We start from the raw sequence: 19,194 nt of genomic DNA, 5'->3' as shown, positions 1-19,194 counted from the left end.
GATTAAGGTTTATTAACTAAAAATGGCACATTTGTTGCACAAAGTGTGCATTTTGTGCATAAAAACGATGCACAAAACGTCACAAAATGCGCAATGTGTTTTGATTATTTCTCAGAAGGATAGCTGATGCGTGTATGATAGATGGTTTTCAGTTTCTCGATAGCCACCGTCTTAGCATACTGGATATCACGGAAGGTAATCGGGCACTCACGGAAATAACCCTCACTGACCTGTGTGTCGATCAGGCGGTTGACGAGCTCCCGGATATTCTGCTCGGTATACTCCTGTAAAGAGCGTGAGGCTGCCTCTACGGTATCCGCCATCATCAGGATAGCCTGTTCACGGGTGAACGGATTGGGACCTGGGTAGGTAAACAGCAGGTCGTCGACAGGCTCGTCGGGATGCTCGTTATGATACTTGATATAGAAGAACTTCGCCTTGCCCTGTCCGTGGTGTGTGGAGATGAAGTCACGGATTTCTTTGGGCAGGTTGTATTTATCTGCCATTTTCTGTCCTTCCGTCACATGACTGATAATCATCTGTGCGCTCTCTATCTCTGTCAGCATCTCATGCGGATTGATACCCGACTGGTTTTCTGTAAAGTAAATAGGGTTTGTCAGTTTGCCGATATCGTGATACAAAGCCCCTGTACGTACCAGTTGTGCCTCTGCCCCTATCTTGTTGGCAATCTCGCCGGCAAGGTTTGCCACTTGGATAGAGTGGTTGAAGGTGCCTGGGGCTATCTCGCTCATCTGTCGTATCAGCGGATTATTGGTGTTCGACAGTTCTATCAGGGTGATGTCGCTCGTAAAGCCAAATGCCTTCTCTATCAAATAAAGGAGTGGATAGGCAAATAACAATGCGATACCGTTGATGATGAGGAAGTTGTATGTGCTGTAGTCGATCTTCGATAACGAGTCTGTCCGCATCCAGTCGAACGACAGGTTGACAGCCATCATGGCTAATGTGATGAAGATGGCAGTCTTGAACAACTGTGAGCGTTGGGAGAGTTCCCTCAAAGAAGTGATGGCAGCCAGACCGCCTATCGTTTCCACGACGATGAACTCAAAGGAGTGGGCGAGCATAACGGCGCAGATAAGTACCATGACGCAATGTGCCATGAAGGCAGTACGGGAGTCCATGAACACGCGGATGAAAATAGGTACCATGGCATAGGGTAGGATATACACATGGATAAAGGTGTTGCGCATGAACAATGCCGTCATGATGGAGAAGAGGGCGATCAGCGCATAAGCCATCATGATCTTCCTCGACTTGACGAGATAGTCTTTCCGGTACAGTCTGAGATAGAATGTGAAGGCGATGAACAGGATCGATACATAGAGGATCTGTCCGAGGAGTGCAAACTGGTTCTGGGTGTCGTCCTGATGCAGTCTCTCGTTCTCTTTCATAAACGACTCCATTGCACGATAGGTCTTGTCTGTAACGATCTCTCCTCGTCCAACGATCTTCTGTCCTTTCTGAATGACACCTGTCGCAAGAGCAATGCTTGACATCAGGTCGTTGATGCTGCTCTCACTGCGAACCTTGTCATAAATGAGATTGGGTGCGATATAGTCGTTGAGGTTACATTTCTGGAGAACAGGACGTTGTAGGGCAAGGATTTCATCTTGGAACAGCTGCTCGTAGGCTGTCTTGGTGGAATAGACCTCCAAGATAGAGACGCTGTTAGCTTGTTTCCCGTTTACCACACGAATCATCTTTGTGGTATCTGTGCGTAACTCGGAATAGTCGCCTGGCGTCATAATCCCTTGCTGATACAAGCTGTGTAACCGGTTGGAGATGATTTTGAGGTACTCCATTTCCAGTCCGGGAATCCCTTCGGCATAATCCTTGTTGAACCTGCTGACCATCTGCGCCTCCTTTTCCTGATTGAATTGGTAATAGGGCTCATAGGATTTCATCAGGCTGTCCTTCTCAGCACGGATGACTTCATCAGACTTATAAACGGGAAAGTCAAAAGGAGCCGTGAAATCAGCATATTTCCATGGTTTGCCTTTCTCGATATGGAAATAAGTTTGATTGTCGTGAGGCATTGCCCATACAATCAGTCCGATGGACAAGACAATCAGCACGGCACGCATCACGTAGTTGCGCCATGTCTGTTCTTCTTTGAAATTGAAATTCGTGTTCATTCTATTTGCAAAGATACGATTAAGTGAGCAAAAAACCAAGAGAATCTTGAGTTTTTTTGAAAGGCTACGGGTAGGCGAACGAAGTTCGGGAATGCGTGAGTATCTTCGAGACTTGTCTCAAAGATACGGAAAAAAAAGGAAAAAGCCTTATATATCAAAAAAAATGTGTAAATTTGCACCAATTTTATAAATGATACCATATAGATATGATGACAGATAGAAGAGTTAGGGTGCGTTTTGCCCCCAGTCCCACGGGTGCTTTGCATATAGGAGGAGTGCGTACGGCACTGTATAATTATTTGTTCGCACGTCAGCATGGTGGTGACCTGGTGTTCCGTATCGAGGATACCGACTCCACTCGTTTTGTACCTGGTGCAGAGGAATATATCATCGAGTCATTCAAATGGCTGGGTATCAAGTTTGATGAGGGAGTGTCCTTCGGAGGAGACAAAGGACCATATCGTCAGAGTGAGCGTCGTGACATTTACAAGAAATATGTCCAGCAGCTGCTGGACGCTGGTAAGGCATATATTGCCTTCGATACTCCTGCGGAACTGGAGGCGAAACGTGCGGAAGTGCAGAATTTCCAATACGACTGCCATACCCGTCAGCAGATGTGTAACTCGCTGACCTTGTCGAAAGAGGAGGTGGAGCAGCGGATTGCTGATGGCAAGCAGTATGTGGTTCGCTTCAAGGTAGAGGCGGGAGAGGAGATCCTGGTCAACGACCTCATCCGTGGTGAGGTGCGTGTGAAGAGTGATATCGTTGACGATAAGGTGCTGTATAAGAGTGCTGACGAGCTGCCCACCTATCACCTTGCCAATATCGTTGATGACCATCTGATGGAGATCTCGCATGTCATCCGTGGTGAGGAGTGGCTGCCTTCTGCTCCTTTGCATGTGATGCTCTACCGTGCCTTTGGCTGGGAGGATAGCATGCCGCAGTTTGCCCATCTGCCATTGTTGTTGAAACCGGATGGAAAGGGAAAGCTGTCGAAACGTGATGGTGATCGTTTGGGATTCCCCGTATTCCCTTTGCAATGGAAAGATCCTAAGACAGGTGAGATATCACGTGGCTATCGTGAAGATGGTTATTTCCCAGAGGCTGTGATTAATTTCCTCGCTCTGTTAGGGTGGAATCCTGGTACTGAGCAGGAGTTGTTTACCTTGGAGGAGCTGGTTCCGTTGTTTGACATTTCGAAGTGCTCGAAAGCTGGTGCCAAGTTCGCATACGACAAAGGGATATGGTTTAACCATGAGTATATCCTGAAGAAATCACCAGAGGAGATCGCCTCTTTGTTTGAGCCCATCTGTCGTGAGCATGGGGTAAAGGACTCTTCCGAGCGTATCCTGCAGGTCGTTGCCATGATGAAAGACCGTGTGTCTTTCGTCAAGGAGCTATGGCCTCTCTGTTCTTTCTTCTTCGAGGCTCCCACGACGTATGATGAGAAGACGGCTAAGAAGCGGTGGAAGGAAGACAGCGCCCAGCAGTTGACCGAGTTGGTGGGTGTGTTGGAAGGCATTGATGATTTCTCCTTGGAGAACCAGGAGCAAATCGTACACCAGTGGATAGAACAGAAAGAGTACAAGCTTGGGAACATCATGAATGCCTGGCGACTGACGCTGGTCGGCGAAGGTAAGGGACCGGGTATGTTCGACATCTCTGCCTTCTTGGGTAAGGAAGAGACTATCCAGCGAATGAAACGGGCTATTGCAGTGTTAGGCTAAGCATATGTATAACCTCATTATATATATCTATCAACTTGGTGTTGTCCTTGTCAGCCTTTTCAAAGAGAAGGTGCGCAAAATGTGGCAGGGGGAGCGTGATGCTATCCGCATACTACAGGAGAAGGTCGACCCACAGGCGAAGTATGTGTGGTTTCATGCGGCTTCACTGGGAGAGTTTGAGCAGGGTAGACCGTTAATGGAGCAATTGCGCAAGGAGCATCCGGAATATAAGATCCTCTTGACTTTTTTCTCTCCCTCGGGTTATGAGGTTCGTAAGAATTACGGAGGCGCCGATATTATCTGTTATCTGCCTCTGGACACGATAACCAATGCGCGTCGTTTCCTTCGTACCATTCGTCCGGTGATGGCTTTCTTCATCAAGTATGAGTTCTGGTATAACTATTTGCATATCCTGAAACACCGGCAGGTGCCAGTATATAGCGTGAGCAGTATTTTCCGGCCTGACCAGGTGTTCTTCAAGTGGTATGGCAGACAATATGCTCATGTGTTGAGATGTTTCACCCATTTCTATGTCCAGAACCAGATAAGTAAGGACTTGCTTGCCAAGATAGGTATTACGGATGTCTCTATCGTAGGTGATACTCGTTTTGACCGCGTGTTGCAGATTAAGGAGGCTGCCAAGCACCTGCCTGTCGTGGAGTCGTTTGTGAAGAAGGGTAAGACTTTTGTGGCTGGTAGCAGTTGGCAACCAGACGAGGATATCTTCATCCCTTATCTCAATGCCCATCCTGACTGGAAGATGATTATCGCCCCTCATGTGATTGGTGAGGAGCACCTGCAGCAGATCATGAGGAAATTGGAGGGTCGCAAGGTGGTTCGCTATTCTGAACTCTCCGAGAACGCTCCTCTTCAAGAGGCAGAGGTGTTGATCATCGACTGCTTCGGTCTGCTCTCCAGCATCTATCATTATGGGGATGTCGCTTATATCGGAGGAGGTTTTGGCGTTGGTATCCATAACACGCTGGAGGCTGCAGTATGGGATATGCCTGTTATCTTCGGACCTAACAACCAGCGTTTCCAGGAGGCACAGGGACTGAAGGCTTGTGGCGGAGGTCTTGAGATAAAGGATGCTGCGGATTTCGAGTCTGTCATGCAACGTTTTATCAATAATACAGACGCTATTGCTGAGGCTGGTAAGAAAGCGGGCGCCTATGTGGAGCAGATGACTGGTGCCACAGCGAAGATTCTCTCAGAGGTAAAATTGTAAGGAAAGATGGCTTTAATCAAATCATATCGTGGTCTGACTCCTAAATGGGGAAAGGATTGCTATTTTAGTGAGAACGCTACCATCGTAGGTGACGTGACGATGGGTGACGAGTGCTCTGTGTGGTTTAATGCGGTGGTGCGTGGTGATGTGGCTCCTATTACGATAGGTAATTGTACCAATGTGCAGGACGGCTCTTGTGTTCATGTGACTCATGAGACGGGTCCGACGCATATCGGCAACTATGTGACGATCGGGCATAACGTAACTGTTCATGCCTGTACCATCCACGACCATGCCTTAATCGGGATGGGTGCTACGTTGCTTGACGGTTGTGAGATCGGTGAGGGCGCTATTGTCGCAGCAGGTGCTTTGGTACTGCAGAACACGAAGATCGGACCTCATGAGATATGGGGTGGCGTACCGGCTAAATATATCAAACCCACCCGTCCGGGGCAGACGGATAATGCGGAGCACTATGTGGCATACTCAAAATACTATATGGATGAGAATCCTGAGTGCCGTTTTACTGGTGAGAAATAGTCGCCACGATATATTCTGAGCGTGTCCCTATACGGAACTTACCTCCCCAGATACCTATTCCCGAACTGACATAATATCGTGTGCCGCTTCTTTGGTGGGCGCCAAACGCACATTCGTAGATGTTTTCCGTAATCCAGGAGATTGGCCATACCTGTCCGTGATGGGTATGACCGCTAAACTGAAAATCAATCTTCTGTCGCTCTGCCTGCTCTAGATGGTAGGGCTGGTGGTCGAGGAGGATCGTGAATTTCGAACGGTCCGCTTGTTTCATGATATCCGCCAAGGTCTTACGATGCTGGTTGGTACGGTCGTCACGCCCAATAACACAGAGGTCGCCGACCACTGCGCAACTGTCTCGCAAGAGATGAATACCTGCTTGCTCGTAGAATTTCTGGGCATCAGGCTCCCCACTGTAGTATTCGTGATTGCCCAGACAAGCATATACGGGAGCGTTCAACCGTTTGAACTCCTCATACATCTTCTCCTCTTTCAAAGGACGTATACTCATGTCAATGATGTCGCCTGCTATCAGGATAGCATCGGCATGCTCCTCGTTCATCATATCCACCCAGCGCCGCAACTCCTCCCTGCGATTGTGATAGCCTAAGTGTAAGTCGCTCATCATCACTAATTTGATGGGTTTTGCCATTGACTTCTCTGTGGTGAGCCGGATATCCTCACGATACTTATGCTTATAGTGGAAGTAGCCGTAGGTGAAGATAACCGTCATCAGGACGACAATACCAATAGTGGTGCCCCAGTTGTTATATAATATGGTGCGGGGAAGAAGACGGACGAGTCTTCCCAGGTCTAGCACCAGGAAGAGCATGAACAGATAGAGCAGGATGATGAGGCTTGAGTTCGCCACTTCGTAGCAGGTGATGGCAACAGGCATCGGCATACCGTCTGTCGAACGTGAGAAGTTGGCGAAGGTGAGCAGGAAACAACCTGCCATCACGATAATGACCACTGTCTTCCAGATAGCAGACAAGGGCAACAAGCACCAGAGGTGCCAGCCTATATAGCCAATGGCAAGAAGGGGCAGTCCCATGAAAAGTAACATCCACATAGCTTTCATGTTATGATTTTGCCTGCAAAGATACGATATTTGTTGCTGACTATAGGGAGGACCGTTCTATCTTTTATACTTTTTTATCGGTTGAAAGAAGAAAGGCGTTCGCATGATAGCGAACGCCTTTCTTTCTATTTTTAAAAAATACTCGATTACAGATTCGGGTTAATCTTGCTCCACTCTGCGATAGGTGGTACGATGTTCAGGGTTACCAGCTCGTCGCGCATCTTGCAGAGGTGCTCATAGCTCTGGTCGAGCTTGGCATTCTCCTCAGCAGTGCCCTGTGGAACCTCAAACTTGGCACCCTCGGCGGTCATGGTAGTCTTCATAGCCATCATGATGTGGTCGTACTTGTCTGTCTTCACATAGGTACCAACGGGGAAACGGAAGGGCTCACCGCCCATGGCTGCACGAATCATCTCAACACTCAGGTATGAGGGGCTCTGGAAGGAGCTGCGTCCACGAAGCTCGATGATCTTCGCGCCACCCTTCGTCACGTCAATCTTCATCTGCTCCCACTCCTCTGCAGGGAACTCTGCGGTGCCGATGATGTCGGTCAGCTTGCGACCGGCGATCTCTACATGGCTGCCGAATACTGCCATCTGCTCACCATGTCCACCATAGGTGGCACATCCGGTAATCTGGTTCTGCATCACACCAAACTTCTTGGCGAGGGCGCTCTGCAGACGTGTGGTGTCCAGACCGGCAAGCGTTGTTACCTGTCCTGGTTTCAAACCAGAGTACAACAGGGTTACCAGACCAGTCAGGTCAGCGGGGTTGAAGATAATCACTACGTGCTTTACGTCTGGACAGTACTTCTTGATATTCTGTCCTAACTCCTCGGCAATCTTACAGTTGCCGGCAAGCAGATCCTCACGGGTCATACCGGCTTTACGGGGTGCACCACCGGATGAGATGATGTACTTAGCGTTCTTGAAAGCTTCCTCTGCATCAGTGGTGGCAACGATGTTCACATCATCAAAACCACTCTGGCGCATTTCCTCTGCCACACCTTCTGGAGAGAAAACGTCATAAAGACAGATCTCACTTGTCAGACCCATCATCAGGGCTGACTGTGCCATGTTTGAACCAATCATACCGGCTGCGCCGACGATGGTCAATTTGTCGTTTGTTAAAAATGCCATAGTTCTATTCTTTACGTTTTAATTGTTCTTGAATGGTTGCAAAGTTACAAATATTTTTCAATTCTCCGTTCTCAATTCCTAATTAAATATGTTATTTATTCTGAAAATGACCTCCTTTGTAATGTCCGTATGACAAATATTATGTGCTTTGTCACTAACACTACCCAGCACACCCCAAACTATGAATGCGGCAAGTAGCATCGCTGCAGCCGCAAAAGCCTCCCTTGGGGGGGGAGATGTCTCAAAAACATATAACCATATAACATGACCCCCTTCAAACGCCCTTGTACAAAGGGTTTGAAGCATGTTATATGTTGCTCAAACATGTAACATACATCTAACATACATCTCACCAAAAAAGATATATCCATGTTATATGTATGTTATATGTTGTTAGAACATCTAACATACCGCAAAGCCCCTGTTTATCGGTATTTGAGCCACATCATGTTATAAGGTTATATGTTTTTCGAAAATTCATAAAAATCAGTTACCGACTGAAGCCCCTTTTCCTACCGACTAACTGTTGTTTTGTTACCGACTAAAGCCCACTTTCATACCGATTAAAGGCTTTATTCGACCCAATTAAAGCCTTCATTTGCTAATCACCTTAACCCCTAACCCTGAACCCTTAACCATGAACCGTGAACCCTGAACCGTGAACCGTGAACCATGAACCCTTCACCCTGAACCCTTCCCCTATGAAGGCGGCACCTTCAAGGGTCGAATGTGCCGCCTTCGACCCGAGGAAGCGGCACCTTCGCAGGCAGGAGGTGCCGCCTTCGTAAAACACCCCTGTTAGTTGCTTTTTATTCCGATATCTCCTATCTCAGTAAATTCACTGAATTTGGTGAGTAAATTCACTGAATTTACTGAATAAACACACTGAATTTACTTTCATAGGAGATATCGTTGTCACCGTTGCCGCTATGTTGTTACCCGCAATCCCTTGACAATCAAATACTTTTGCAAGGCGGCAACGGTGACAAGGGTTTTAAAAATTACGTGTAGGGAAATAGTGGTACTCTGAAAGCTCCACATTCCTGTCCAAATGTTTTGTAGAAAGAGATAAAAGACGTACCTTTGCAGACATGAAACATTTGGGGTATCTTCTCATATTGTTCGTCTTTCTGCTTCCCTCATGCACTGAGCATGGGAAGTACAGTCAATTCTCTGTCATCGGTGAGTTGATAGAGAATGATATGCCAGACTCCGCTTTGCGTCTCTTAGACAGAATGAAAGCATCAAAAGATGAAATGCCAAAGAAATATCGGATGAGGTATGAACTCCTGAGAGTACAGGCATTAAACAAGGCTTTCATTCCTTTAGACTCCATCACTGTTATAGATACCGTCGTAGATTATTATGAGTTACATGGCAACCATGCGGATAAGATGATGGCGAACTATATGATGGGTTGCATCCATAGGGATCGGGGCAATTCACCTGTTGCCTTGGCGTATTTTAGAAAAGCGTCTGGATATGCAGATACTACAGATTTGACAGAAGTCCGAACACTAAGCCGTATATATGCCCAAATGGCTGAGCTTTTCAATAAGCAACGCACTCCCCAACTGGCTCTGGAAGCAAATCGCGAAGCATATCGTTTAGCATTGAAAGCAAAAGATTCTTTAGTGGCAATCGGATATTACTATTACCTCTCTGGTTCATATCATATGCTGAATAAGATGGATTCCGCATTACTTATTAGCCAAACATCAGCCAAGGAGTATGTGAGGATGGGGCATCAGGATTTGGCAGCAACAGTATTGCCTACCGCTATAGACATCTTACTCCGTCAGAAAAGGTTTGAACAGGCAAAAATTGCAATGGACTTTTTAGAACATAATTCAGGTTGGATGAAAGGAGACAGCATTGAGACTGGACATGAGTTCTACTATTATTATAAAGCCTTATACTATGAGGGAAAAGGAAGAAATGACTCTGCGTTATACTTTTATAAGAAATTGGCAGATTTCCCGAAAATCGAGAATCTACAAGCAGCCTATGAGGGATTAACGAGAACCTATAAAGCAATAGGACAAGCTGACTCTGTGATGAAATATGCCTTTCTATTTACTCAAGCCAACGACTCAGTCAGTCTAAAGAGTTCCTCGCAAGAGATAGTCAAGATGCAGGCATTGTATGATTACAATGAGAATCTGCGTCTTGCCGCAGAGAAAGAAAAGGAGGCTGAACGGCTAAAGACTTTCCTCTACATAATTGGCATCATAATATGTTTGGTCGCCTACCTTATTTATAAATATATCCTGTTGCAAAGGAAGAGGAGAATCAAGGAAATAGCAGAGACTAATTCCAGATATACTTCGATATTATACCAATACAACAAGTCACTTGCGGAGTTGGAATCCTTGAAAGGCGGTTTTGAAACGTATCAGTTAGAGAAGCAAAAGGAGATAGAGGGTCTGAAGCAGACGCTGTCCGTCTATCAGTCGGATAAGTCCAGTCCGGATAAATGGAATATTGAGCAGGCATTACTGAATAGTGAGATTATAAATCACTTGCATCAGCTGGCAAGCAAAGCAAAACTTGCCAGCAGCGCGGAGTTGAACGATTTGATGAGAACTGTTTCAGAGCACCTTCCGGACTTCTATCAGTTTATTACCACTAACAATAATCTTACTGACAAAGAGATTCTTGTCTGTATTCTTTGCAAATTAAGGTTTATCCCATCAGAAATGGTTGTTATTATGGGGTTAACCTCTCAGCGTATTACTAATATCCGCAGCAGGATAAATGTGAAATTGTTCCAAGAAAAAGGTGCGCAAGGATTAGAGGCGAATCTGAGACGCATATAAATAAAGACATTAAGTTGTTAATATACAGCTTGTTACTAGTACATCTTGGGGCCCCTGTGTAAAAAGTGTAATCAATTAATTTGTCACATTGATTTTGTTGGCTTACTTTTGCATCATCAATTTAAACACTACAAATGATGATGAAAAAGTTATTTCTTTTATGCTGCTTCTTCGCAGTAACACTGACCACCAATGCAAATGGGTGGATTAATTTTCAAGTAAATTACAATAATCCCAATCCCATAGGCACAGGGAGACAACGTACCCCAATTCAGCCACCTGCTGTCTATTTAGAGGATTACACCCTCACTTTCAGTGCTTTTGAAGAGGATTGTGTTATAAAACTGCTGGATGAAGGTGAGGTGGTATATGAGGTGGATATCCCAGCCGGATCAACCTCTGTTATTTTGCCAAGTACATTATCTGGTGAATATACCCTGCAATTATTCAAAGGTAATTGGGTGTTCTCAGGAGAGATAGAATTGTAATTTCATAAACATTATAGTCATGAACAACACACGTTGGATTTTAATCCTGATTTCAGTCATGCTGCCACTGCTGGGACATGCCCAGCAAGTGGCGTATGACTATGACGCCTCTGGCAACCGTACCGGCAGGTCGCTGATGACGGTGTCCCGGAGGGCGGCGGCGACGGATGATGCCTTGTCCTTTTCCGCCGCTCCCAATCCTGTTTCAGACATCCTCCAGATAACCTATGAGGAAGATGCCGGTTTCTCAGGTGAGTTCAAATACACCTTACAGGGTGTTTTCGGCGACACGGCGGTAACGGGAGTCTCCAACACACCGGCTTGCAAGGTGGATGTCAGTGGTCTGCCCCAGGGCGTCTATATCCTCCATATTATATATAAGGAGAAAGAACAGAGTATTAAGATTATCAAGAAATAACCATACTATGAAAGGTAAGTATATATCAGGAATGCTCTCATTGATGATGGCATTCCCCATTGCGGTTCTCAGCCAGGACCGCCTGGACGGGACAGCAGCGGTGACCGCGACAGGAGGAGCGTCGTACACAGTACAGATACAGACACCGAAGGGTGTCGGCGACCTTCAGCCGTCCATCGCCCTTTCATACAACAGCCAGTCCGGAAACGGCGTCGTGGGTTACGGGTGCAGCATCACGGGCATCTCCGTCATCACCCGCGGCGTTAAGAGCTATTTGTACAATGAGACGCCTAAGGGTATCAAGTACACCACATCCGACGCCCTTTACCTGGACGGCAAGCGGCTGATAAAGGTCTCCGGCACGGAAGGTACTGACGGCGCCGTCTATTCCCCTGAGGGAGAGCCTTTCACGACACTGACCCTCCATGGGTCGACCGTCTCAACAAGCAGCTGGTTCTCTGCTGACACCAACGACGGGATGACCTATGAGTTCGGGCATGCCTCAGGAACCCAGCAGACGACCACCGTGTCCTCCTCGCAGGTCCCGTACGCATGGTTTATCAGCAAGGGTACCAACACACTTGGACAGACTATCACCTATCAGTACCAGACCGTTGACAGGTACCTGTATCCCCAGACCATCAGCTATGGCAGCGGCAACAGTGTCACTTTTGAGTATGAGAGCCGTACGGACACCATAGCGTTCGCCCTGAACGGACAAAGAGGATACGTGGGAAGACGGCTGCGGAGCATCGCCTCAAAGGCGGGCAACAGCGTCTACCGCACCTATACGATGACCTACAACTCAACCTCCGACGCCTCCACCACCAAATACTCCCGCCTGACCTATATCACAGAGACGGGAGAGAACGGCAACGGCAGCAGGAGGATCACGCTGGACTGGAACTACCTTCCGTCCCTTACCCCCGCATCCTCATCGCCGGGAATCACCATACCCGAGGACGACAACCTTCATGAGTATGGAGAGCGGTTCCTTATAGCCGCTGATTTCAACGGGGACGGTGTCAGTGACCTGGTTCATCTGTCTCCTGTCAAGGAATATGCATACCACTATGCCAATGCCAGCAGTTGGAGCCTATACACCTATGCCCATATCTACCGCTCTGCTGTGAGCGGTGGGGCTGCAAGCCTTCAAAGTCCGATACTTCTCCGCTTTCCTGAGGGCATTTCAATCGGAGACTGGACTTTCCAAAAGGGTGGCATGTGTGTTGCTGATATTGACGGGGACGGGATTAATGACCTGATACTTCCAGGCAGCACCAACGCGACCCCCTCAGGAAATCACGCCTTCTACTTCCATTATGCATTGGGCAAGAACATCGCCACAGGCAGTGCCCTCATCAGTCAGATGGGATTCACGTTGACAAATTCCTATGAACTGCCCCTCTATTCTATCACAGACATCGATTGTGACGGCAAGAGCGACCTGATCGTATTGGAGAAGCAGCATGCAAACGGCAGATACTTATGCCACATCGCCCATATTAATGCCCAGGAAAATATCCACAACATCAGTTTGACCCTGACCGGCAAGCCCCGCAAGCTCTTCACGGGCGACTACAACGGGGACGGGATTGCCGACCTGCTCGTCATCTGCGACGACGGGTACCGGGTTTTCTACGGGCAGGGAGGCGTTGTCTCAGCCAACAGCTTTACGGACAGCAGCACCCTCGTCAGCCTGTCGGATGTCCACCACCGCATAGAGCAGGGGGACTTCAACGGTGACGGCATCCCGGACTTTATCTGGAACGACCATGGCAGCAACAGGATATACTTCTCCCTGGGCAACGGTGACGGCACCTTCACAAGAAGGCTTGCCTACACCCTGCCTTATACGGTAATGCCCAGCAACACAGACCGTGGCACGTGGATGTTCCTCGTGGCGGACCTTGACCATGACGGGAAATCCGATGTCGTCATCAACGCCGCGTCATACCTCCCGATATTCACGAAAGCCTATACCCACTGGTTCCTTTCCGACGGCACGAGGCTGATACATAAGAAAACCGCCACCTCCAACCGTGAGAGCGACGCAAAGGCAGGACATATCTGTGTCGGTGACTTCAAGGGTCAGGGATGGCTTGACGTGATGAACTACGGCTATGACTGCTACAACGGTGTCAATGCCAATGTCGCCCCCTCCATGCATCTCTACAGCTGTTCCACCCAGAGTATCTCCGACGGCAGGGTCAAGTCCGTCAGGAACAGTGACGGACGTATGACCTCCCTCACCTACGGCTCCATGACCTCCACCCAACTCTATACCAAGGGGACGGGCAGTGTCTATCCCGTCATTGACGTGGCGGCACCATTGTGTGTGGTCTCACAGATGAAGGAGTCTGGTGCCTCCTCTGTCATCCGCCAGACCGGTTACACCTACAAGGGACTCCGTGCCCACCTGAAGGGAAGGGGAGTCCTCGGATTCACGGAGCAGACGGCAAGCGAGAGCTATACGGGATTAAGCACCACGTCAAGGGTGACAGGCTGGAACACACAGTACTATGTCCCCGTCAGCACGTTGACGACAACCACCCAGGGAGGACTCACCACCACGTCAGCATCGACGGGCACCGTCGTCGGCTACGGCTACAACCACATGTCCTATCCGTCGTCCCTGACAGAGACGGACATCTACGGCAACACGACCTCCACCACCTACAACTACAACACCACGCTCGGCTACCTCAACACGAAGCGGACGGAGTTCGGCGGAAGCAACATGTACCGCCAGACCGCGTATACCTATTCCGGCAGCAAGATAGGCAAGGCATACAGACCCTTGACAGTCACAGAGACACAGAGGCACAGTGACTCCTCGCAGCCGTACATCACCACGACAAGATACACTTATAACAGTAACGGGCTGCCCACCAGGGTAGTCAAGTATGACGGAACACCGCTGGCACTCACCACGGACTACGTCTATGACTCCTACGGTAACGTCACGAAAGAGACGGTCAGCGGGGCAGGGATCACCACGCCGATGGTGACAAACTACCAGTACTCCGGCAACAAGTTCCTCACACAAAAAGCAACGACACCCGCCTCAACGACTATCTACTACGGGAGGAACGCCTTCGGTGAGTTGATGGCTCTTCTCGACTTGACTTATGCCGGTCCCTCATCACAGCCCCTGATCACCAACTATGTCCTCAACGGCTTCGGGATGGTGACCAGGGAGACGAAACCGTCCGGTGAGGAGACCACTTTCAGCCGCACGGTCAACAACAGCGGCTATATCATTACGGAGACCAAGGCAGGCGGCGGTACCGTCACGACGCAGTATGACGCCCTTGATAACGAGCTGAGCAGTGAGACCGTGGGTGTCGGCGGCGCGGTCATCAAGACCACAAACACCTATAACAACAAGGGATTACTGACTACGAGGGCAAAACAGAGAGGAGGACTCACCATTACTGAGTCAATGGGTTATGACGCACTGGGGCGCATGGTGAGCCGTACCTCCACAAGCGGGGAGAGCGTGTCCTACGCTTACGGCAACCGCACGACGACCGTCACCGACCATGACAGGCAGTATGTGAGGACCTATGACGCATGGGGCAATGTGAGGACATCCACCGATCCTGTGTCCTCCGTGTCGTACACCTACCACTCCAACGGCAAGCCCTCCAGCGCATCCTCCGGGGACGCCACCGTGTACATGGAGTATGACGCGGCGGGCAACCAGACGGAGCTGGACGACCCGGACGCTGGTATCTGTACCTATGAGTATGACGCGATGGGACGTGTCATCCGCCAGACCGACGCAAGGGGCAATGAGACCTCCTACACGTATGACGCTGTGGGCAGGCTGACGGCAAGGAGCTGTGGCGGAGTCGTCACGTCCTACACCTACGGAACGGCTGGCTACGACAAGGAGCGGCTCGTCAGGGAACAGACCGCTGACCGCCTCATCAGCTATGCCTATAACAACAAGGGGCTTCTTTCATCAGAGACACGGAGCATGACAGGTGAGACACCTGTCACCTTCACCTACCACTACGACGGTTACGGAAGGCTCTCGTCAAAGGACTACCCGCAGGGGGTAACGGTGAACTATGGATACGACGGCAACGGCAACCCGGTGAGCAGCGACATCGGCGGGCATTGTGCGAGCCGGGTCTGCAGTGAGGGACAGACCAGGACCGTCACCTACGGGGGGACTGTCGCTGACGGCAGCATGCAGTCAAGTCCCGCCCTGGTATCTAACAACGTTTATGACAACAGGGGCTACATATCGGTGAGGAACCTCTCCAGGATTACGGGTGGCGGCTCCCTGCACGGCATGTCGTTCAACTTCGACGGCGCCACGGGCAACCTGCTCAGCCGTACGGGGATGACAGACCAGCAGGAGACCTTCGAGTACGACGACCTCGACCGTCTGGTGAGGGTTCGGAGGAACAACGTCACCGTACAGGAGCTGGAATACGCAGACAACGGCAACATCGAGGGCAAGACGGGGGTAGGTGCCCTGTATTACGAAGGACAGCAGCCCCATGCCGTGTCGGCTGCCGACAATACCGCAGGATATATCCCCTCCACCAGTCAGCAGGCGACCTATACGGCGTTCGGCAAGGTGGAGTCGCTGACGGAGGGAGCCTATGGCATGACATTCACATACGGTCCCGACGAGGAGCGGTGGAAGACGGTACTCAGGCAGAACGGCACCGTTATAAGGAGTACGTTCTACGCCGGCGACTATGAGCGTGTCACGGAGAACGGCACCACCCGCCATTTCTACTACTTGGACAACGGCAGTGTCTACGTGATAGAGGGCAGCCAGCCCGCAGGCAGTTTCTACTGTGCCTTCACCGACCATCTGGGCAGTGTCACCCGCATCTTCAGTGAGTCAGGAACCTCCGTCTTCGAGGCGGAGTATGACGCATGGGGAAAGCAGACCGTCACCACCAACACCATCGGCTTCCACCGTGGCTACACGGGTCATGAGATGCTGCCAGAGTTCGGACTCATCAACATGAACGGCCGCCTCTACGACCCCGTGCTGGGACGTTTCCTCTCCCCCGACAACTACGTGCAGATGCCCGACTTCTCGCAGAGTTTCAACAGATACAGTTACTGCATCAATAATCCGCTGAAATATAATGATCCTAGTGGGGAAATCTTTGGATGGGACGATGTGCTGATTATTGCTGGAGCATTGGTTGGCGGATATCTTGGTGGTGTAGCAATGAATCAAGGAGAACTAAATCCCCTTAGTTGGGATTATAGCGAACCATTAACTTATATTGGAGTGGTATTTGGAGGTTTAGCCGGTGGTATTGCAGGATCTACCATCGCTGGATCTACAGCCTTTGGTTTTACCTTTACGGCTGGGAATGCCTATTTAGCAGCAGGTGTAACTGTTGGAGCAACCGCTACCTCAGGTATGAAATATGGATTCCATTGGACGACTGTTGGAGGCAACGGAGGTTGTATTTCTAATACAGATTCTCCAGATAAAAATGTAGAAAAGGCAATAAATAAAGCACGTGAAGAGTATTTTGAGCATCAGCAATGGTTCAATGATTACAATAATATGATAGGAGATATCTCTAATGGATTTAAGAACTATGGACCTCCTCTGTTTAGAGAATTTGCCACACCTATAAATAAGTTTTCAAATGGTGTAAATATTGTCCTTAACTATGGAGAATTATCCATGAAGGTATTTAACAACTCCTACAAAGAGGACGACATAAAAAATTTTTATGAAAATGCCATGGGTGACACAGGAGCGTATGTCGGTGCTTATGTCGGGGGAACTTTAATGGGAGGATTATTTGTTGAAACAGGAGCTTTTACAACAGGACCTGCTGTTTGGGGTGCTGTTATGGGAGCACAAATAGGACGAGTTGCGTTTGGATATATTGGTGGTTGCTATTACGAGATTCAGGTATTGTTGAATTTAAAGAAGCAATTGAAGGATATGCAAGACAACAACCGCATACTCTATCCTATGCAAATACAATCCCCGTATTAATTTATTTATAATAAATTTGACTTATCAAAATAAAATTGTATATTTGCTGCATGAAAGAGAAACTTATAAAATACATAAATAGAATATATTTTGGAATCTACCTTTATACAAGGGAATTGGATATCCCAACATACTACGTGGGAAGAAAAGACTATTATAGAGGGCAATTAGGATTCAAGATATGTTGCCTTATGATAATGCTTTATGCGAGTGGATTTTTGTCTATTATAGTGTTTTTGGTAGGAGAACAATTTGCTTATTTAATTAAAAGTAATTTTATATATAAGATTATATATATAATATTACTACTCTGTATATATTTCCTTTTCTCACAAATTACTTCTTTAGAAGGCAATAAGGGCTTGGCATATTTTGAACAATTTGATCAGGAACCGCACTCAATAAAGATTAAATGGATGGTTATTGGTGCATTTGCTTTTATTTTAGGAATAGCGTTTTTTATATTAGGTATGAAAATCTTCCCTATATTTTAAAACAAAGACAAAAAAACGGGGACTCATTGATCCACTGAATGTCCAAATATTATGTCTTTTGAAAGAAATGTTGTACCTTTGTGGTGGATCACTGAGAACCGACCCCGTTATTCCAAATGCATCATGCAAAGGTTATCAAAATCCCATAAACATAGAAATTTAGGTGCTTTTTTCAAAGAAAAACAGGGAAAAACGACTCATTATTGAAATCTTTTCGTATTTTTGCAAATGAATAAGACAAAAATAGTACGATGAGTTACCAAGCAATAACCCAGCAAATCGTTGATTACTTCAAGACTCAACCCGTCGTGAAGGCTTGGATTTTTGGCTCCTATGCACGAGGCGAACAGACAGAAAACTCGGACATAGACATACTGATACAACCTGAACAATCCGTAGGTCTGTTTAAATTGAGTGGCATGCACCTCGATCTTCAAGACCTACTACACATTGATGTCGATTTAGTAACAGTAAAGGGCTTACTACCGTTTGCCCGTAAGAGTGCCGATCGTGACAAAATCCTAATTTATGAGAGAACCTCTTAGAGACAAGACGCGCTTAGAGCATATATTTGGCAGGCAAACCTCTCCCTTATATAATATAATAAGGTGTAGCCCTGTCGGCGGGTTGACATAAATCAACCCGACGTGTTTTTTTTCGCTGTTTTCTGAAAAAATATCGGGAAAATATTTGTTTATTCGGAAAAAGTTCGTACCTTTGCATCCGCTTTCGGGGAGACCCGTTGGTTTGGAGAAAGAGTTCTTTGATAAGATTTGCATAAAACAGAGAAGTAGTAGTACAAGAAGCGAGTACCTTTACGGGTACTCGGGTAAGACAAAATTACGAACCGTCAAGAAGATGACAGGTGCTTTATAAGATCCATCTTGACTACCGGATAATGACAGCGTTCTGTGACAGAGACAATCCTTTATTGGATAGAAAGATATTTATACAGTGGAGAGTTTGATCCTGGCTCAGGATGAACGCTAGCTACAGGCTTAACACATGCAAGTCGAGGGGCAGCATTGGGATAGCTTGCTATTCCAGATGGCGACCGGCGCACGGGTGAGTAACGCGTATCCAACCTTCCCCGTAGTAGGGCACAG

General features: G+C 48.0%; 12 protein-coding genes and 1 rRNA gene. 10 read left to right on the top strand and 3 right to left on the bottom strand.

What is annotated here, in order from left to right:
• Positions 1–104: 104 nt before the first annotated feature.
• Positions 105–2,156: an HD family phosphohydrolase gene (locus BM257_RS13835; RefSeq protein ID WP_092073897.1), complete on the bottom strand. Its 2,052-nt coding sequence runs from the start codon at positions 2,154–2,156 to the stop codon at positions 105–107.
• Between the two features lie 209 nt (positions 2,157–2,365).
• Between BM257_RS13835 and gltX the strand changes: the two genes are divergently transcribed.
• Genes gltX through BM257_RS13820 form a run of 3 tightly spaced genes read left to right on the top strand, consistent with a single transcriptional unit; the run spans position 2,366 to position 5,651 of the window.
• Positions 2,366–3,883, top strand: coding sequence for a glutamate--tRNA ligase (gene gltX, locus BM257_RS13830; RefSeq protein WP_092073970.1), 1,518 nt, complete (start codon positions 2,366–2,368; stop codon positions 3,881–3,883).
• 4 nt (positions 3,884–3,887) lie between these two features.
• Complete coding sequence (locus BM257_RS13825) at positions 3,888–5,111, top strand: 3-deoxy-D-manno-octulosonic acid transferase (protein WP_092073895.1); 1,224 nt, start codon at positions 3,888–3,890, stop codon at positions 5,109–5,111.
• A gap of 6 nt (positions 5,112–5,117) precedes the next feature.
• Positions 5,118–5,651, top strand: coding sequence for a gamma carbonic anhydrase family protein (locus tag BM257_RS13820; RefSeq protein ID WP_092073893.1), 534 nt, complete (start codon positions 5,118–5,120; stop codon positions 5,649–5,651).
• Here BM257_RS13820 and BM257_RS13815 read toward each other — a convergent pair.
• Positions 5,635–6,729: a metallophosphoesterase gene (locus BM257_RS13815; protein WP_092073891.1), complete on the bottom strand. Its 1,095-nt coding sequence runs from the start codon at positions 6,727–6,729 to the stop codon at positions 5,635–5,637. The two genes, BM257_RS13820 and BM257_RS13815, sit on opposite strands and share 17 nt — an antisense overlap.
• 146 nt (positions 6,730–6,875) lie before the next feature.
• Positions 6,876–7,868 carry a malate dehydrogenase gene (locus BM257_RS13810; protein WP_092073889.1) on the bottom strand — a complete coding sequence of 331 codons (993 nt, stop codon included), beginning with the start codon at positions 7,866–7,868 and terminating at the stop codon, positions 6,876–6,878.
• 1,091 nt (positions 7,869–8,959) lie between these two features.
• Between BM257_RS13810 and BM257_RS13800 the strand changes: the two genes are divergently transcribed.
• The 7 genes from BM257_RS13800 to BM257_RS13770 form a co-directional block, all read left to right on the top strand.
• Positions 8,960–10,687 (top strand): hypothetical protein, encoded by a 1,728-nt coding sequence (locus BM257_RS13800; RefSeq protein WP_092073885.1) that lies wholly within the window; start codon positions 8,960–8,962, stop codon positions 10,685–10,687.
• 134 nt (positions 10,688–10,821) lie between these two features.
• Entirely contained in the window at positions 10,822–11,175 is a 354-nt protein-coding gene (locus tag BM257_RS13795; RefSeq protein ID WP_092073883.1) for a hypothetical protein, read from the top strand.
• A 19-nt stretch (positions 11,176–11,194) separates the two neighbouring features.
• The gene (locus tag BM257_RS13790) at positions 11,195–11,593 is read left to right on the top strand and encodes a T9SS type A sorting domain-containing protein (RefSeq protein ID WP_092073881.1); all 399 of its coding nucleotides are present in this window, start codon (positions 11,195–11,197) and stop codon (positions 11,591–11,593) included.
• A 7-nt stretch (positions 11,594–11,600) separates the two neighbouring features.
• Entirely contained in the window at positions 11,601–17,594 is a 5,994-nt protein-coding gene (locus BM257_RS13785) for an FG-GAP-like repeat-containing protein (protein ID WP_177216136.1), read from the top strand.
• Between the two features lie 50 nt (positions 17,595–17,644).
• Complete coding sequence (locus BM257_RS13780; protein ID WP_092073877.1) at positions 17,645–18,088, top strand: hypothetical protein; 444 nt, start codon at positions 17,645–17,647, stop codon at positions 18,086–18,088.
• A 251-nt stretch (positions 18,089–18,339) separates the two neighbouring features.
• The gene (locus tag BM257_RS13775; protein ID WP_369821332.1) at positions 18,340–18,633 is read left to right on the top strand and encodes a nucleotidyltransferase family protein; all 294 of its coding nucleotides are present in this window, start codon (positions 18,340–18,342) and stop codon (positions 18,631–18,633) included.
• Positions 18,634–19,039: 406 nt separating this feature from the next.
• Positions 19,040–19,194: ribosomal RNA gene (locus BM257_RS13770) — 16S ribosomal RNA — on the top strand; the annotation flags it as partial.

Origin of the sequence: Prevotella sp. tf2-5 (genome assembly GCF_900115435.1) — a bacterium.
Classification (GTDB): domain Bacteria; phylum Bacteroidota; class Bacteroidia; order Bacteroidales; family Bacteroidaceae; genus Prevotella.
The sequence above is the reverse complement of the archived record's forward strand: the minus strand, read 5'-3'. Positions and strand labels throughout refer to the sequence as shown.

Coding starts and splice junctions, on each gene's coding strand:
- BM257_RS13800 (WP_092073885.1), top strand. CDS start 8,960: ATGAAACATTTGGGGTATCTTCTCATATTGTTCGTCTTTCTGCTTCCC.
- BM257_RS13820 (WP_092073893.1), top strand. CDS start 5,118: ATGGCTTTAATCAAATCATATCGTGGTCTGACTCCTAAATGGGGAAAG.
- BM257_RS13790 (WP_092073881.1), top strand. CDS start 11,195: ATGAACAACACACGTTGGATTTTAATCCTGATTTCAGTCATGCTGCCA.
- BM257_RS13815 (WP_092073891.1), bottom strand. CDS start 6,729: ATGAAAGCTATGTGGATGTTACTTTTCATGGGACTGCCCCTTCTTGCC.
- BM257_RS13795 (WP_092073883.1), top strand. CDS start 10,822: ATGATGATGAAAAAGTTATTTCTTTTATGCTGCTTCTTCGCAGTAACA.
- BM257_RS13835 (WP_092073897.1), bottom strand. CDS start 2,156: ATGAACACGAATTTCAATTTCAAAGAAGAACAGACATGGCGCAACTAC.
- BM257_RS13775 (WP_369821332.1), top strand. CDS start 18,340: ATGAGTTACCAAGCAATAACCCAGCAAATCGTTGATTACTTCAAGACT.
- BM257_RS13780 (WP_092073877.1), top strand. CDS start 17,645: ATGAAAGAGAAACTTATAAAATACATAAATAGAATATATTTTGGAATC.
- BM257_RS13825 (WP_092073895.1), top strand. CDS start 3,888: ATGTATAACCTCATTATATATATCTATCAACTTGGTGTTGTCCTTGTC.
- BM257_RS13785 (WP_177216136.1), top strand. CDS start 11,601: ATGAAAGGTAAGTATATATCAGGAATGCTCTCATTGATGATGGCATTC.
- gltX (WP_092073970.1), top strand. CDS start 2,366: ATGACAGATAGAAGAGTTAGGGTGCGTTTTGCCCCCAGTCCCACGGGT.
- BM257_RS13810 (WP_092073889.1), bottom strand. CDS start 7,868: ATGGCATTTTTAACAAACGACAAATTGACCATCGTCGGCGCAGCCGGT.